At 40.5% G+C, this 15,392-nt stretch carries 17 protein-coding genes; 4 read left to right on the top strand and 13 right to left on the bottom strand.

The window, feature by feature from the left end; genetic code table 11:
* Positions 1 to 222 (top strand): hypothetical protein (locus tag AAF462_03175; protein MEM7008113.1); only part of this gene is annotated, 222 nt, incomplete at its 5' end.
* 2 nt (positions 223 to 224) lie between these two features.
* Positions 225 to 1,517 carry an adenylosuccinate synthase gene (locus AAF462_03170; protein MEM7008112.1) on the top strand — a complete coding sequence of 431 codons (1,293 nt, stop codon included), beginning with the start codon at positions 225 to 227 and terminating at the stop codon, positions 1,515 to 1,517.
* Between the two features lie 9 nt (positions 1,518 to 1,526).
* On the opposite strand, the gene AAF462_03165 is transcribed toward AAF462_03170, so the two are convergent.
* From AAF462_03165 to AAF462_03140, 6 genes are all read right to left on the bottom strand, one after another.
* The gene (locus AAF462_03165) at positions 1,527 to 1,985 is read right to left on the bottom strand and encodes a hypothetical protein (protein ID MEM7008111.1); all 459 of its coding nucleotides are present in this window, start codon (positions 1,983 to 1,985) and stop codon (positions 1,527 to 1,529) included.
* Between the two features lie 45 nt (positions 1,986 to 2,030).
* On the bottom strand, positions 2,031 to 2,990 hold the full coding sequence (locus AAF462_03160; GenBank protein MEM7008110.1) for a PhoH family protein: 960 nt from the start codon (positions 2,988 to 2,990) through the stop codon (positions 2,031 to 2,033).
* A gap of 292 nt (positions 2,991 to 3,282) precedes the next feature.
* Entirely contained in the window at positions 3,283 to 4,101 is an 819-nt protein-coding gene (locus AAF462_03155; protein MEM7008109.1) for an SDR family oxidoreductase, read from the bottom strand.
* Positions 4,102 to 4,136: 35 nt separating this feature from the next.
* Positions 4,137 to 5,801, bottom strand: coding sequence for a CRTAC1 family protein (locus AAF462_03150; GenBank protein ID MEM7008108.1), 1,665 nt, complete (start codon positions 5,799 to 5,801; stop codon positions 4,137 to 4,139).
* A 105-nt stretch (positions 5,802 to 5,906) separates the two neighbouring features.
* Positions 5,907 to 6,803: a phosphoribosylaminoimidazolesuccinocarboxamide synthase gene (locus AAF462_03145; protein MEM7008107.1), complete on the bottom strand. Its 897-nt coding sequence runs from the start codon at positions 6,801 to 6,803 to the stop codon at positions 5,907 to 5,909.
* On the bottom strand, positions 6,800 to 7,129 hold the full coding sequence (locus tag AAF462_03140) for a hypothetical protein (GenBank protein MEM7008106.1): 330 nt from the start codon (positions 7,127 to 7,129) through the stop codon (positions 6,800 to 6,802). The genes AAF462_03145 and AAF462_03140 overlap by 4 nt, the downstream gene beginning before the upstream one ends.
* 130 nt (positions 7,130 to 7,259) lie before the next feature.
* On the opposite strand from AAF462_03140, the gene htpX reads away from it, so the two are divergent.
* On the top strand, positions 7,260 to 8,108 hold the full coding sequence (gene htpX, locus AAF462_03135) for a zinc metalloprotease HtpX (GenBank protein MEM7008105.1): 849 nt from the start codon (positions 7,260 to 7,262) through the stop codon (positions 8,106 to 8,108).
* A gap of 6 nt (positions 8,109 to 8,114) precedes the next feature.
* Here htpX and AAF462_03130 read toward each other — a convergent pair whose 3' ends face one another.
* From AAF462_03130 to AAF462_03120, 3 genes are all read right to left on the bottom strand, one after another.
* On the bottom strand, positions 8,115 to 10,127 hold the full coding sequence (locus AAF462_03130) for an ABC-F family ATP-binding cassette domain-containing protein (protein MEM7008104.1): 2,013 nt from the start codon (positions 10,125 to 10,127) through the stop codon (positions 8,115 to 8,117).
* 24 nt (positions 10,128 to 10,151) lie between these two features.
* Positions 10,152 to 10,493, bottom strand: coding sequence for a hypothetical protein (locus AAF462_03125; GenBank protein MEM7008103.1), 342 nt, complete (start codon positions 10,491 to 10,493; stop codon positions 10,152 to 10,154).
* 150 nt (positions 10,494 to 10,643) lie between these two features.
* Positions 10,644 to 11,813 (bottom strand): IPTL-CTERM sorting domain-containing protein, encoded by a 1,170-nt coding sequence (locus tag AAF462_03120; protein MEM7008102.1) that lies wholly within the window; start codon positions 11,811 to 11,813, stop codon positions 10,644 to 10,646.
* Positions 11,814 to 11,959: 146 nt separating this feature from the next.
* Here AAF462_03120 and AAF462_03115 point away from each other — a divergent pair, with 146 nt between their 5' ends.
* On the top strand, positions 11,960 to 12,652 hold the full coding sequence (locus AAF462_03115; GenBank protein MEM7008101.1) for a gamma-glutamyl-gamma-aminobutyrate hydrolase family protein: 693 nt from the start codon (positions 11,960 to 11,962) through the stop codon (positions 12,650 to 12,652).
* 9 nt (positions 12,653 to 12,661) lie between these two features.
* Here AAF462_03115 and AAF462_03110 read toward each other — a convergent pair whose 3' ends face one another.
* From AAF462_03110 to AAF462_03095, 4 genes are all read right to left on the bottom strand, one after another.
* Positions 12,662 to 13,123, bottom strand: a complete 462-nt coding sequence (locus AAF462_03110) for a phage holin family protein (protein ID MEM7008100.1) — start codon at positions 13,121 to 13,123, stop codon at positions 12,662 to 12,664.
* Between the two features lie 6 nt (positions 13,124 to 13,129).
* Positions 13,130 to 13,426: a hypothetical protein gene (locus AAF462_03105; GenBank protein ID MEM7008099.1), complete on the bottom strand. Its 297-nt coding sequence runs from the start codon at positions 13,424 to 13,426 to the stop codon at positions 13,130 to 13,132.
* Between the two features lie 85 nt (positions 13,427 to 13,511).
* On the bottom strand, positions 13,512 to 14,156 hold the full coding sequence (locus tag AAF462_03100) for a hypothetical protein (GenBank protein MEM7008098.1): 645 nt from the start codon (positions 14,154 to 14,156) through the stop codon (positions 13,512 to 13,514).
* A gap of 181 nt (positions 14,157 to 14,337) precedes the next feature.
* A complete protein-coding gene (locus AAF462_03095) occupies positions 14,338 to 15,189 on the bottom strand; it encodes a vitamin K epoxide reductase family protein (GenBank protein MEM7008097.1) in 852 nt (283 codons plus the stop codon).
* Between the last annotated feature and the right edge of the window lie 203 nt (positions 15,190 to 15,392).

The raw sequence follows: 15,392 nt of genomic DNA, 5'->3' as shown, positions 1-15,392 counted from the left end.
ATTCACCTAACAGAGTGGCTTAGGTCAAGCGGTTTTAAGGTCATCCTGGATCTAAATCTTAGCCCTGAGCAAAAACAACTCAGACTAAAAGAGAACAGGGCCTCAAATTTTTACGGAGTAATACTCTTAGAGACGCCTAGAAAGCTTAAACTTATAGAATCCAGAAGAGGCTCTAGCAAAGAGTTTTCTAATCTGGAAGAACTTCTTAAGGGAGGCATCTAGAAATGCCAAACGTTGTGGTGATTGGCGCCCAGTGGGGAGATGAGGGAAAAGGCAGGATAGTTGATCTCATTTCTGAGCAAGTAGACATTGTAGTCAGATACCAGGGCGGAAACAATGCGGGGCATACAATTGTACTAGGCGATGAAAAGATAGTTCTTCACCACCTTCCCTCTGGAATACTAAGGGACGATAAGATTTCGGTAATTGGAAACGGAGTTGTAGTAGATCCCAAAGTATTGCTTGAAGAAATTGGCGATTTAACCACCGCAGGATACCAGGCAGATGAGAACAATCTTAAGATAAGCGAGCGGGCTCATGTTATTATGCCCTATCACAGAGCAATCGACCTAGCCAGAGAATCCACAAATGGAAAAGGTAAGATTGGAACAACCGGAAGAGGTATTGGACCTGTATATGAGGACAAGGCTGCCAGGAGGGGGATTAAATTTGCTGACTTGATCGACCCGAACTCACTTTCAGAAAGACTAAAGAGCGTACTTGATGAAAGAAATTCGTATCTGACTAAAGTTCTAGGCGGAGAGGCAATTTCGTTTGATGAAATATTTGAGGAGTACTCAAATTACGGTGAGCAGCTTAAAAAATATTGCTGTGATGTATCAATGCTTCTAAATGACTCCATATCAGGTGGAAAAAACATACTTTTCGAAGGCGCTCAAGGAGCACTTCTGGACATAGATTTTGGAACCTATCCATATGTAACATCTTCGAGTGCTGGCTCAGGCGGAGCCTCACCAGGAACCGGCGTAAGCCCTACCACAATTCATAAAGTTTTGGGAATAGCCAAGGCCTATACAACGAGAGTCGGCGAGGGGCCGTTTCCAACTGAGATATCAGGTGATTTAGGAGAAAAGCTACGTACAGCGGGCGGGGAGTTTGGAGCAACCACAGGCAGACCCAGAAGATGCGGATGGTTTGACGCGTTTGCTCTTAAATACGCAGCTCAGATAAACGGCATATCTTCTATTGCTCTCACAAAACTTGATGTGCTATCCGGATTTGAGAAGATAAATCTTTGCACCGGATATAAATATAAAGGAGCTGAGCTAAGCTCTTTTCCATCATCCAGCCATATATTAGACGATATAGAGCCCATATATGAAGAGATGGATGGATGGAGCGAGGATATTTCAAACGCAAAGGATTTCTCAGATTTACCAATAGAAGCAAGAAGTTATCTTAAAAAATTAGAAGAAGTCACGGGTGTTTCAATCTATACAGTATCTCTAGGACCATCTAGAGAAAAGATCATTTTCCTTAAAGAACTGTTCGACTAAGAGTTTAGATTAATCAAATTCCATCTCTCTAATCCAGTAACCAATCCCGGGATTCCAGTCTTCAATACGAACGGCATCTACAACATTTAGGAAGTAGTCACCAGTCTGCTGAAACTCTTTTCTATAGATACCCACAACTCTTACAAAATCTCCTTCCTGTATCTGCACGTCACCAGCAGCGTAAACGTCGACGCCTGTGCCCTTTCTATCAGCCAGAATAAAAGTAGTATATGGCTCTTTAATTCCATCTGGGCTTTCTGTGGCTTGGGGTTCAACCTGAAGGTTCCAAACCTTACCTATCAGAGAGACCCCAGCGCTGTCATAGGCCTGACGATTTGTAATCAGATCTGCTATGCTGATACTCTGTGCAGGAATTGAGGTGTTAGGGTCCTGCCAAGTGCGCGCGCATGATGTAATAGTAAGAAAAATTGCGAATAAACCGATTATATAAAAGAAATCCCTTTTCATTAATACCTCCGGCAATGTGACACTCCTAGAAATTATACATAATAGTTAGGCGTTTTTCTCATACGCGTCAATAATCTGCCTTACAAGGGGGTGACGAACAACATCATTTTTAGAAAAATAGACAAATGAAACACCATCTATGTCTTTAATTAGCTTCTCAGCTTCAAGGAGCCCTGATTTCTCACCGCTTCCAAGATCTATTTGAGTTGTATCGCCAGTTATGACAGCTTTTGAATTAAAACCAAGCCTTGTTAAAAACATCTTCATCTGCATCGGTGTTGTATTTTGCGCTTCATCTAAGACGACAAAGGCGTCATTTAAGGTTCTTCCTCTCATAAATGCAAGAGGAGCAATCTCAATTGCATTTTTATCAATCAGCCTTGAAGCTTTGTCATAGTCCATCATATCGTAGAGAGCATCTAAAAGCGGTCTTAAATAAGGATCCACTTTTTGAGAAAGGTCACCTGGTAAAAACCCTAGCTTCTCACCCGCTTCAACCGCGGGCCGGGTTAAGATAATGCGGTTTACCTCTTTATTTACAAACGCCGACACTGCCATAGACATTGCGAGATAGGTCTTACCAGTACCCGCAGGACCAACTCCAAATACGATATCGTGTCTTCTGATTGATTCTATATATAGTTTTTGAGTAATGCTCTTTGGAGCAATTATTTTTTTTCTAGTTGAAACGCATACGGTGTCTAAAAATATATCTTCAAGCTCAATCCTTTTTTCATCCACAATTCTAGAGGCAAGCTCTAGATCACCTGGGTCTAAAGAATAGCCCTTTTCCATAAGGCTATAAATCTCTTTTAAAAATCTATATGCAGACTCTACCTCGTCATCACTGCCCTGAAGGCTGAGCTTACCGCCTCTGGAATGAATTCTTATACCATAAAGGTTCTCGATAACATTTAGATTCTCATTCTGCTGGCCGTAGAGCTCCCTTACAATTGAGTTATCCTCAAAATGCAGATCTTTATTAACCCCGTTTTCTAGACTCATAGTATTATGCATATGTGTATAAAACTCCCCCCTTTAAATAATCATACAATTGTAAAATTCAATTTATTTGCAGGTTTAGTATAAAACTTTTGATAAAAAACACTCATATAGTTCAAGGTTATAGAAATTATCTCACCCGGAAGGTTACGAAAACGATTTTGTAGGTGTTGTTATCTAATTTCATTATGATTTTTATTTACCACTATCAACTGAAACCGATATGGTTAGTATAACAGAACCCGATTTAAATCCAAACTTTATCTAAGTTATTTTCCTCAGAAAGCATATTAGACTAGTTAAAGTCAATTTTTGTAGGATCGGGATGGATAAATTGATAATTTAGCAGTTTTTTTAGCTTATCGCTATTTATGATTTTAAAGCTTAAGTGCTCAGTATTTTTGAATTCAGGAGGTGCGAGGCCTAATTTATTGGCCGCGCTTATATAGTAGTCTTTTCTAAGTGGATGCACATCTGAGCAGGCATTTAAGGTCTCGCCCCATAGGTCTTTATCAATAATTTCAACTATTATATTTACACAATCATCCCTGTGGATCAGGTTTACAGGAGCATCTGCATTTACTACTTCTTTCTTGCCTGCCAAAAACCTGCCGGGGTTGCGATTATATCCTATAAGCCCAGCGAATCTGAGTATTGTAGTTTTGAACTCAGAGCACTCTTTAAGTAAGGATTCAAATTTGATAAGCGCTTTTCCCGATTCTTTTGTAGGCCCATGCGTGTCATCTTCCGATACTTCTCTATTTAGATCTGGATAGACCGATGTCGAGCTTACAAAGATTACTTTTTCAATCGCTGATTTTTTGATGCTCTCTATAAGTGATATTGCCTGCATCTCATGATACTTCACGATATCTTCTCGTCTTTGGGGCGGAAAGTTTATAATTAATATTTCAGTATCAAAAAATGAATCAGCATTCTCTGCTATGATGGTGGGATCAAGATTTATTGAAAAGGGGATAATGCCTTTTTGTCCCAGTCGTGGCAGATCGGTGCTAGACCTCGTTGAGCCCTTAACACTATGGCCTAATTGGATAAGTTTTTCAGCCAAAGGCAGACCAAGCCACCCACAGCCTAAAATGCTTATAGTTTTCATTTGAACACAAGTATGATCTAAAATTTATTATGAGTCTATAAATCAGGATGATCTATAGTCATAAACTGATTTACAGGCACATTCTGCAGGGTTGTTGTGTTACCGTCAGGCCAGCTTACTTTTACCTCATCGGCAATCTGTCTTTGAGCCAATCCGAAATGAGCAATCACCGGGTTTTGGGAAACAAAATTGCTTCCGGCACTAAGCTCCCTCATTTGAACAGTATTTCCCGTGGTTACTTCCACCCTAGCCCCTATGCCTTCAGTATTCATAGATATTCCATTTAAACTAATTTTTAGAAAACTGTTTTCGTTTCCGCCATCATTTCTATATAGACTTGGCGGCTGATTATTATTAGCAACAAAGATATCAACGTCTCCATCCCTATCGAAATCAAAGCACACAATTCCTCTTCCCTGATCTGTATCATTAAAACCAAGTTGGGCAGCTTTTTCTGTAAAAGTTCCATTTCCGTTCGACATAAAAATTCTTGAAGGGTCTTGATCGAACTCCACTGTTGTATCCGGGTCAAAAGGACTTCTAAATCCATTTACGTGAACAATATCCATATTACCGTCGTTGTCTAAATCGTACATACAGCTGGCCCATCCCCAAAAACCATGCTCAACACCGGCTGAAAGAGTGACATCTTCAAAAGTGCCGTCACCTTTGTTGCGGTATAAGCGGTTTCCGGAAATACCCCAGTTAAGCTCAGCTATCATATTGGGGTCGTAAATACTGGACACAAACCAATCCAAGTCTCCGTCGTTATCATAATCGCCCACCGACGCACCCATGCCATTTTCATCAGTTATTACATTTGTATCTGTTGTATTTACAAAAGTACCATCTTTCTGATTTATGAATATTTGGCTGGTAAGAAAATCGGATCCCATGAGAATATCTGGGTAGCCGTTGTTATTAATATCGGCGAAATTGGGAGTGAAAGTAAATTCACTCACAGTATCATATGTGGCACTAATACCTGCTTCTAAGCTTACATCAGAGAAAGTGTTGTCCCCATTATTTCTCCACAAATGCTCCGTAGACTCATTTTGGCTCTGTCCGTTCCAATGTGTTATGAGTAGATCAAGATCGTTATCAAGGTCGTAATCGCCGAAAGCAGCAGAAAATGTATTGATACTTGAAAGTGAAGTTAATGCTTTTCCGGCAGATATATCAGTGAACGTTCCATCCCCATCATTTAAGAACAAGCGTGGTTTTGTCGGGAAAATTCCACCAATAAACAGATCTAAATAGCCATCGCCGCTAAAATCTGCAAATGTAGGTCCTGAACCAATTTCATTATCTACATCAACCCCCGCAGCTTGGCCTACTTCACTAAATGTGCCGTTGCCATTGTTTTTAAAAAGCAAGTTAGGACCAGCAGGACCTCTAACAACATATATATCTACCCATCCATCATTATCGTAATCCCCTGCCGCAACTCCGCCTGATATAAGTTGAGGCTCTGAGACCGGACCAGAGGTTACAAATCCATGAGAATAATTTAATCCAGCTTGTAAAGTTATATCAGTAAAGGTTAATGAGTTATTATTTCCGCCATTATTATCGCCATTATCGCCGGAGTTGTTTCCAGATCCGCCGCAACCGCCAATTAGTGCAAAACTCAAAACTGTTAACATAAAAACAAAACTTAAAGATCTATTACAATTTATGAATAACTTGTTTGTAGTCATATTCCCTCCAAAAAATAAACACCCCTATTAGTCTTTTTTCTTCCACCCTTAAATAATAAATATACCTAAGGAAATCAAAGTGTTGATCGGCAAATTGAAAAATCTCTATAAATCTTTTGCCAATTTGTAAAAGGCCTCTTTGTATTTCTCAGAGGTAGCTTGTATTACGTCCTGCGGAAGGGTTGGAGGAGGAGGAGTCTTATCCCACCCTGTAGAAGTTAAGAAATCTCTTACAAACTGTTTATCATAACTCTTTTGAGAGCGCCCAGGTTCATATTCATCTTTGGGCCAAAATCTTGAAGAATCAGGGGTAAGAGCTTCATCTATTAAAATCAGTTCATCGTTCTCATCGATTCCAAATTCAAATTTAGTATCGGCAATTATAATCCCTTTATCATCTGCAATATTTCTTGCTTTTATGTAAAGCGCTATGCTGATATTTCTTACTCGCTCAGCTATGTCCTGACCAACTATTTGCGCAGCTCTCTCAAATGTAATGTTCTCATCGTGATCACCTAACTCCGCCTTAGTTGCGGGCGTAAAGATCGGCTCATCTAATTTACCGGACTCTAAAATACCATCAGGAAGTTCTATGCCGCATATGCTCCGGCTTTCTTGATACTCCTTCCAACCAGATCCTGCCACGTAGCCTCTCACAACGCATTCAATGGCTAGGGGCTTTGTTTTTTTAACTAGCATGCTTCTTCCTTCAAGAATATGGTCATATTTGTGGAACATGTGCGGGTAATCTGAGATGCCGGTTGAAATAAGGTGATTTTTTATAATATCAGTAGTCTGGTCAAACCAGTATTTAGAGATCTGATTTAACACAACACCTTTGCCGGGAATACCTTCATTCATGATTACGTCATATGCTGAAATTCTGTCGCTTACAACTAATAAAAGGCTATCACCTAGATCATATATATCTCTCACTTTTCCTCTTTTGGGCTCGCCTGCTTCAATAAAATTTGTTTCCATAACTACGTCATTCTGATTCATTTCAACTGTCCCGTCTGACTGGTATTTTCTTGAGAAGCTTGGGTCTCGAGCTGCTTCTTTTTTCTAGACGCTTCCATAAGATCTTTAAGAAGCCACATAACCAAAAACGGTAGATAATAGAAAAACCATCCCTGAAAAGCTAATTTTATTTCTTTAAAGAAGATCATAAGCCCGATTAAATCGAGCACAGCGACTATAAAAAAGACCACAAAGGCTCTTTTCCTATCGTCCATTCTAGTTCTTTTCAGAAAATAATGTGCAATTCTAGTTAGAATAAAAACATTGGTAAATGAGCCGATTAACGACCACAAAATTCCCATATCCATAATTTTATACCCTTAATATTTAGTATAATCCTGCTAAATCTTACTTGAAATCTCGCCCCTTAGCATTATCTTGATTATAGTACTCAAATTATAGATATTATCTATTTGAGAGAACAACCAGGAGAATATAATGAATACGTTAAAAAGCTTATTATTACTCGCAGCACTTTCAGGACTACTAATTGGAATCGGCGGCTACGTTGGAGGCGCTAACGGAGCCACTATAGCACTTGTAATAGCTGTAGTTATGAACTTTGCCAGCTACTGGTGGAGCGACAAAATTGTTCTAGCTATGTACAAAGGTAAAGAAGTCACTTATGAAGACGCGCCCGAGCTATATGGAGATGTTCAAGAGCTTGCTCAGAACGCAGGTCTTCCTATGCCTAAGGTGTATATCACCCCACAGGAGCAGCCAAACGCTTTTGCAACCGGCAGGGACTATAACAACGCTGCTGTCGCAGTGACTCAGGGTATTATGAGACTCTTAAGCCGTGAAGAGCTAAAGGGAGTCTTGGCACATGAGCTCGCTCATATTAAAAATAGAGATATCCTAATCGGCTCTATTGCGGCCACAATCGCAACTGCTATCACATATCTGGCTTACTTTGCCATGTTCTTTGGCGGAGGCAGGGACAGAGGTGGAAACCCTATAGCTGTAATCGCAATGGTCATTCTTGCCCCACTTGCAGCAACAGTGATTAGGATGACTATATCAAGGACAAGAGAGTACGGCGCTGATAAGGGCGGAGCTGAGATATGCGGAAACCCGATGTATCTTGCCGATGCTCTTAGAAAACTTGGCATGGCCTCACAGCGTATTCCGCTTCAGGTAAGTGAGCAGACTGCGGACAGCACCTCACATATGCTTATCGCAAGCCCTCTTTCAGGAAAGGGTTTAGCTTCTCTATTTAGCACCCATCCTCCAATGGAAGAGCGCATTAAAAGGCTCGAAGCCATGGTCGGCGGTGTTAGTTATTAGTAGATCTTATGAGACACTTTCTAAGTGGGCTGTAATAAGCTCCCATCTATCATAGGATCTCTTAAGTGAATCGTTTACTTGAGTGTACTCCTGGGCTGCTTCATCGGCGCGGGTCTTGTCCTGGAAATTAGACGGATCGGCCAAAAACTCTTCAAGCTCAGTCTTTCTATCCTCAAAGCTGTGGATTTTTGTTTCTAGATCACTGAGAGCACTCTGTAGCTGTTTTAGACTAAGCTCTTGCCAGTTCTCCATATTTTCTATGCCTTTTTCCGTGAGCTCTTTGTAAAGCTTGTTTCTTCTCTCAGCCTGTTGTCTTTTATCTGCAGGAGCCTGCTGCTCATGCTCTAGTATTTGTGCGGTAGGTTGTTGATTCGACAACTCTTTTTGATCTCGCATGGTTTGATGGTAGTGAAACTCAGAGTAAGTGCCGGGATATGTTACGATTCCCTGGTCCTCTGCATACCAGACTTTGTTTGCAATTTGATCAAGGAAATAGCGGTCGTGGCTAACTACGACAAATGTTCCATTGTAATCTTTTAGCGAGTCAATGAGCACAGAGCGTGATTGTATATCCAGATGGTTTGTGGGCTCATCAAGTATCATAAAATTCTTTGGTGATAAAAGAGTTTTCGCAAGTGCAATTCTACTTTTCTCCCCGCCTGACAGCACACTGATAGGTTTAAAAACATCATCGGCCCTAAACAAAAACGCTCCTAATAATGTTCTGACTTCAGTTTCGTTCTGAGTATGGCCCGCAGATTTAAGCTCTTCTATGATGGTATTTTTAGGGTTAAGAGACTCCGCCTGATGCTGGGCGAAATATGTTAGTTCTGCGTTATGCCCAAGCGTCCTATCACCTTCAAAAGGCTCAGTGCCCAAAAGCATTCTAGCTAATGTGCTTTTTCCTGCGCCGTTTTTTCCAATAAGAGCAATTTTGTCTCCCCTTGAGATTGATAGCCCCGAAGCCCCAACAAAAACCTTAAGCTCTGAGCCGTCTTTATTTTCATAGGACTTAGAGAACTCACTTAGCTCTAGTACTTTTTTGCCGGACTGCACCGGATCAGGGAATTTAAATTTAATTGAAGCGCCGTCTGACTCAGGCTCTTCTATGCGCTCTAGCTTTTCGAGCATTTTCACTCTGCTCTGAACCTGGGTTGCCTTAGTGTTTTTGTAGCGAAAGCGCTCAATAAAACGCTCTGTCTCTTTGATTTTTCTCTGCTGGTTTAAATAGGCTGATCGCTGTATATCACGGCGCGACTGACGCTCAAGAAGGTATGAAGAGTAGTTGCCTGTATACTCGGTGATCTGACCCATACTAAGCTCCGCAATTGTAGTTGTCATGCGGTCTAGAAAGTATTGATCGTGAGAAACCAATATCACAGTGCCGGGAAACTGTTTTAAATACTCCTCGAGCCAATCAATGCTTTCTATGTCTAGATGATTTGTGGGCTCATCCAGCAGCAAGATATTCGGGTTTTGAAGAAGAAGCTTTGCCAGTGCGACCCTCATTCTCCAGCCCCCTGAAAAAGTATTTAAAGGCCTTTTCAGATCATCGGTTTCAAACCCAAGGCCGACTAAGAGTTTTTCTGTTTGATACTGCAGGTTATGGGAGTCTTTAGTTTTTAGCTCGTTGTGAATTGCATCAAGTCTTAAGAGGGTCTTTTTATATTCATCACAAGAATGATCAGTAAATGCTTCAAGCTCCTTTGATATCTGCTCTGATTCTTTTTCTAAATCAAGCACGTCGCTGAACACACTTAGAGATTCATCTAATACAGTTTTATCAGTTTCGTTTTCTTCTACTTCTTGGGGCAGATAACCTATTACATAGGTCGGAGGAATTTGAAGTGCGCCAGAATCGGGCGAGTAAAGACCGGCCAACATATTCAAAAGTGTAGTCTTTCCTACCCCGTTTGGTCCAAACAGACCTATTCGCTTACCATCCTTTATATGCCAGGACAGATTTCTGAAAATATCACGAGAACCAAATGAAAGGGAAATATCTTTAAGCTGAATCATCTAAATGAATTTGGCCTTGGTGCTCTACTCCCTTGTGAATTCAATCCTTGTATTTATATAGCTGTCATCACTCTCTGGAATTAAGACTAGGTTTTTTTTGCTGTTCTTAAATTCATATGAGAACACCATATCAGCATGACCATCTAGTGCCATAGTTAATGATTTTTTATCATACTCATAGGTTCCTTTTAAATTTATAGAAAGATTGTTTCCTAGGGATAGATCAAACGTTTTGTCGCTCCTAAACTCTAGATTAAAAACAGGAGAGTTCCACTTGCCTTCAAATGGATTAGATAACATACTGCATCCCACAATCATAAATAGCGGAACTATCAGCGCTGTAAGAAAAATATATTTTCTATTCATCTAAAATTTTCTCCGGAAATTGTTATTAAACCAAATAATAAGAGATAAGATACACTAAGCAAGGAGAATTTGTATTATAAGTTTACAAAAAAAAGGGAGCTTAAGTGGCAGTGCCTCCAAAGCTCCCATATATTTTAATTTAATTAGAATTTAAGCTACCGCATTTTTTCTTCTAACTACAATATATCCAACAATTCCGAGCATTGCTGCCAGCATAATGAGCCCCCACTGTGAAAATGTTGGGACATTTCTTGTCAAACAAGGATCTACTCCCTCAATCACTATAGAACCCTGAAGATCTATTTGTGAAAAAGGAACAAAATCATAAAAGTCCTCAAGCTGAGCCGTAGACACAAGGATCTGAAGGTCAGTACCGATAGGATTTGAAACTAATAAATTAGGATCTTCCGGACTGGAGCCGTCATCTCCGTATATTACTTCACGGTTTTGCCTAACAGCGATACCGCCGTCAGGATTTGCTCCGCCATTTCCTGTAACTGAAGTTATCTGTGCCTCAGTGAGAAAAACGCTTATATCTTTGTCTAAATCTACTTTTATTACGCAGTCACATTGACCCTCATCTAATATGAACAGTGAGTCAAAGAAGGCGACTCCGGAATCTATATCTGAAGCAAAACCAGTTCCGTCAATGATCTCTAGACCGCTAACAAAAATGCTCAAGTTGCCTGATGGGGTTAACCTTAGAATATCATCCAGCTCAGCATCTTCCGGGTTATTTACAAAGTACAGATTCCCGTCACAGTCAAAAGCTATCCCTGCATCAAGGTCAACATCTGTGGTCCCAGTCACAGCCTGAATCTCACCCGGAGTAAGAACTATGCTTATTTCAGCTCCTGGTATAGTTGCCATAAGAACTGTGTCTGACTCCTCGTCAATAAAATAAAGATTGCCGTCAGGTCCAATATCAAGTGCATTATCTAGATCTGCACTAGTGTCTCCCGTCACTGCAATGATTTCTGACTCGGAAATAAAAGTGCTCAACATACCCTCAGGAGTTGATAATATAATTGAATCTGAATCATCTTCTGAGAAATAAACATCTCCATTGTCTGCAATGGTAATACCTGTGTCGTCAAAATCGCAGTTTGGATTTCCGGTAAGAGCAGTGATTGATTCAAATGAAGCAAACTCTGTAAGATCTCCGTCAGGTGAGACTTTTAAGACAGAACACTGACCGTTATTAGGCCCTGGAATGTCAAAATTCACCTGCACATACGTATCGCCGGGATCGGCAAAAACACTGGTTGAAAACATTAAAGCGATAACTAAAACCAAAAAATAATATGGAATCTTTTTCATTATCCCCCTCCTTATCTCTAAACTTTCATAGAGACTAGCAGTCGCATAAAAGCGTGTCAAATTGCAAACATTTAACAAATTTAGATTAATAATAGCAGATTTGAAGTTGCATCTGTTTTTCTTTATCTTAACAATAGGTTTTTATTATGAATAAGATAAAACCAATTATCGGCATAACAACGGATATAAAAGAAGGTAATTATGAGATTGAGGAAAAGTATGCCCTTGCTATTGCACAAGCTGGGGGGATTCCGGTCCTTATCCCGTCGATACCAGATAATAAACAGTTAATCAAAGAAACTGCCCAAAGAATTGACGGTCTTCTTCTTCCGGGATCAAGAGATATGGACCCAAAGTACTATAATGAGGAGCCTCATCCCAAACTGCGCCCGATGAGTCTTGAAAGGACTAAAATGGAGTTTGCAATCCTTGAAGAATCACTAAACAGAGCGCTGCCTGTAATAGGTATATGCGGCGGCATGCAGCTGTTAAATGTATTTTTCGGAGGCAATTTGTATCAAGACATATATGTATTTCTTCCAGATGCAATGCCGCACGAAAAAGGGGCACTTCACGAAGTTATGATCTCAAAAAACACTAAACTTTTTGATATTGTGAGACAAGATTTAGTGAGTGTAAAGAGCTATCACCACCAGGCGGTTAAAGATATTGGCTCTGGGCTGAAACAATCAGCTCAAACACAAGATAATATAGTTGAAGGCATTGAATCGGCTGATGGGGAATATATTCTGGGTATACAATGGCACCCTGAGCTTGAAGAATCAGAAAGCTCAAAGAAAATATTTGAATCATTTATAGAAGAATGCGATAAAGACTAAAATATAGGTTTATTCGGAAGAATTTTGATTTAAACTCACAAATAGCTCTGTGAGAACTTTTCTGGATTCAGGTGAAGAGCCCGCGATAAACCCTGCTGCCATAGCCATAAGCCCTGATTCAAGCGGGTACTGCTCTATAACCTCTGTGCTGTCTACAAAGTTTGCTTTGCTTTGCCCGCTATCTTTGGTTTCTTTTGTGCCCGGGCTTTTACTTATCATACTTCCAATCAGAACCAATGCGCCTGCAAGAACTATTGCTATGAGACCGCTTAAGAGCGCTGCAAGGTATGGGTTTACTACCGTGTTTAGATACAGATAGGATGACCAAACCAGAAAACCTATCCCAAGAATCACTAATATAAAGGCAATTACCAAAAACGCCCCCAATATAACAAGGCGCGTTAGCATCGCCCTCACATATTCGTTTCCGGGCTTAAGTGCAAGTGATACAATTCTATTAAGGTTACTCAACTGTATCTACCCACGGTCAAATAGTTTTCCGAGAAAAAGGCCGATTACAAAAGCAATTAGAAGACTCATAAGAGGTTTTTCCCTTATTTGATCCTCCAGTGACTCAACTCCTTCTCTGCTCTTAAGACGGGCTGCTTCTATTTCTTCTTTAAGACTGTCACTGAGCTTGTCCTTGGCCGCTTCAGTTTCAGCCTTACCTTTTTCTAAAAGCGTCTCAGCAATACTGCCAAGATCTTCCTTTAATTTGGATATATCGTCCTTAAGGGTTTCTACATCTTTTCCCAAACGGTTTTCATGATCCATGACCTTCACCTTCCGTAAAAGATTTAACACATACAATTATAACAAAAAAATCAATAAAAATTAATAGGTTATAACAATTGCCGAACTATCTAACTTTAAAGCTAAAGGTGAAATTAAACAGATTGGTAGAATTGACGGCAATCGCTGTCTGAGTAACCTCTCCTCTGGCCTTTCTATATATCCCTGTGCCGCCTGTTATAGCTCTTTGAAAAGGCACATCCAGATCTATTAGCTCAACCCCATCAGTGACAAGCATCTCGGCACCTGGATTTTCACTGTCTAGATCGTAGAGCTGAGTTGTTGCAACAAAGGGCCCTGTCGGGGTGAATATGCCGCCCCTTGCGTCATTTACGCTATCTCCGACAAACCAGCCCCTGCACGTCCATGTGCCTAATACACTATCTGGAAACTGCGGGCTACCGTCACCTAAAATACCGCTGCCTACAGTAGGAAGAGTCCCGCTTGGATAGATAATGCCCTGAACCACAAAAGATGCGCCGTAGTATGGATGGGGTCCCAAATCTGAGAGATTGTTTGGATTAGGTCCCTGGGGTCCTTCAAACCTTATTGAGTTTCCATTACAGCAAACCTCTAAGTCCAGGTTTCTTCTGTTTCGTGCCTCTGCATTAGTAGCTCCGAGTGTCGCCGCGCTTCCAACACCAATTGCCCCTAGCGCTAGAGTGCCGAATTTAAAAAATCCTCGCCTTGCTATCTTATCAAAAATATCCATAAGACACCTCCGATTATTTGTCCACTTCTTAAAATATCTACGAATTTCCTCATATAGGTGGATTATTTCCAAGCCTATCTCAAGGAATATAGGGAAGCAACAACTTTTTTAATTAGCTCAATGTTTAGCCTAGATATATTAGATAGATTACAAATTCTAACTAGCAATCATATAGGAAGATCTATTGTGGAGGAGGAACGTATCCAGATAAATGCGCCAGTTCCTGAAGGGATTTAGCGCCTTCGTAGAAATTGCCGTTTATCTCCCATGTCGGATAGTGCTGAACCCCTCTTGAAAAGCATCTGGTAGCCTCAGCGTCTGGTCCGGTAGGATCACACTCAACATAATCTACATATACCGATGCCCCTCCGAACAAGGCTTTTTGAGCGTTACAATGAGGACACTTATAAGAGCCGTACATCACGGCTCCTCTATCTTTTAAATGCTTTGCTAGTCCTATCTGAAGACTGTTAGCACTACCGGGTTCAAGATCCGCAATAAGAGGATTAAGACTATCAGACTGAAGCGCGCTTGAGCCAACAACTACAAGACCAAGAATACAAATTGTTAGAACGGCTGTGTGAAGTGAGGAAAGCTTTGGATAAAAATCGGATTTTCTAAACGCAATTAAAACAAATAACACTGTCATTATTACAGCTGATATCACGCAATATGGACATATTGCTTTGATTACAAAAAGCTCTAAGTAGGTCAGGTACGCTGAGAAGATAAAGCCGGACAGTGATATGATGTATAAAAGAAGCCAGCGCGTACGCTTTGACATTGATACGTAGGTGAACCAAAAAATAAGTGCATAGCCCACAGCACCCAGCAGTGCAACCGGGATGCCTAATATAGATGAGTAGGCGCTCTGCCTAACAACATCACAGTCTGAGCCCTGGGAACAAAATGCGCTCTGCCCTTCAGTGAAATGTAAGTAGGTAAGATAGACCGAAAGTAAAAAACCTATTATTGAGAGTATTAATACTGCTGGTCTGAAATATTTGCTGATTATATTTTCGTTAGTACTCATAGTTTTGAAAACTCAATTTACACGATTATCTTGGTACGGTAAATAAGAATATTGTGTCTTTGCCATTATGCAATAGGATAATTAATTTTCGTAGAACTTATCACCTGAAACTGATGTGTTTTTAAGTAGTACTGGCGATATGAACCTAACCCCGTATTTCACGCTTAAGTTATGAAGCTTTTTAAGCACCTCGCCCGCTCCCT

Source organism: Thermodesulfobacteriota bacterium (genome assembly GCA_039028315.1).
Classification (GTDB): Bacteria; Desulfobacterota_D; UBA1144; order Nemesobacterales; family UBA2774; genus CR02bin9.
Note: the sequence above shows the minus strand (reverse complement) of the source record. Positions and strands in the feature narration are given on the sequence as shown.

Bases quoted from the DNA above. Each gene is read 5' to 3' on its own strand.
- AAF462_03170 (MEM7008112.1), top strand. From the start codon at position 225: ATGCCAAACGTTGTGGTGATTGGCGCCCAGTGGGGAGATGAGGGAAAA.
- AAF462_03165 (MEM7008111.1), bottom strand. From the start codon at position 1,985: ATGAAAAGGGATTTCTTTTATATAATCGGTTTATTCGCAATTTTTCTT.
- AAF462_03160 (MEM7008110.1), bottom strand. From the start codon at position 2,990: ATGAGTCTAGAAAACGGGGTTAATAAAGATCTGCATTTTGAGGATAAC.
- AAF462_03155 (MEM7008109.1), bottom strand. From the start codon at position 4,101: ATGAAAACTATAAGCATTTTAGGCTGTGGGTGGCTTGGTCTGCCTTTG.
- AAF462_03150 (MEM7008108.1), bottom strand. From the start codon at position 5,801: ATGACTACAAACAAGTTATTCATAAATTGTAATAGATCTTTAAGTTTT.
- AAF462_03145 (MEM7008107.1), bottom strand. From the start codon at position 6,803: ATGAATCAGAATGACGTAGTTATGGAAACAAATTTTATTGAAGCAGGC.
- AAF462_03140 (MEM7008106.1), bottom strand. From the start codon at position 7,129: ATGGATATGGGAATTTTGTGGTCGTTAATCGGCTCATTTACCAATGTT.
- htpX (MEM7008105.1), top strand. From the start codon at position 7,260: ATGAATACGTTAAAAAGCTTATTATTACTCGCAGCACTTTCAGGACTA.
- AAF462_03130 (MEM7008104.1), bottom strand. From the start codon at position 10,127: ATGATTCAGCTTAAAGATATTTCCCTTTCATTTGGTTCTCGTGATATT.
- AAF462_03125 (MEM7008103.1), bottom strand. From the start codon at position 10,493: ATGAATAGAAAATATATTTTTCTTACAGCGCTGATAGTTCCGCTATTT.
- AAF462_03120 (MEM7008102.1), bottom strand. From the start codon at position 11,813: ATGAAAAAGATTCCATATTATTTTTTGGTTTTAGTTATCGCTTTAATG.
- AAF462_03115 (MEM7008101.1), top strand. From the start codon at position 11,960: ATGAATAAGATAAAACCAATTATCGGCATAACAACGGATATAAAAGAA.
- AAF462_03105 (MEM7008099.1), bottom strand. From the start codon at position 13,426: ATGGATCATGAAAACCGTTTGGGAAAAGATGTAGAAACCCTTAAGGAC.
- AAF462_03100 (MEM7008098.1), bottom strand. From the start codon at position 14,156: ATGGATATTTTTGATAAGATAGCAAGGCGAGGATTTTTTAAATTCGGC.
- AAF462_03095 (MEM7008097.1), bottom strand. From the start codon at position 15,189: ATGAGTACTAACGAAAATATAATCAGCAAATATTTCAGACCAGCAGTA.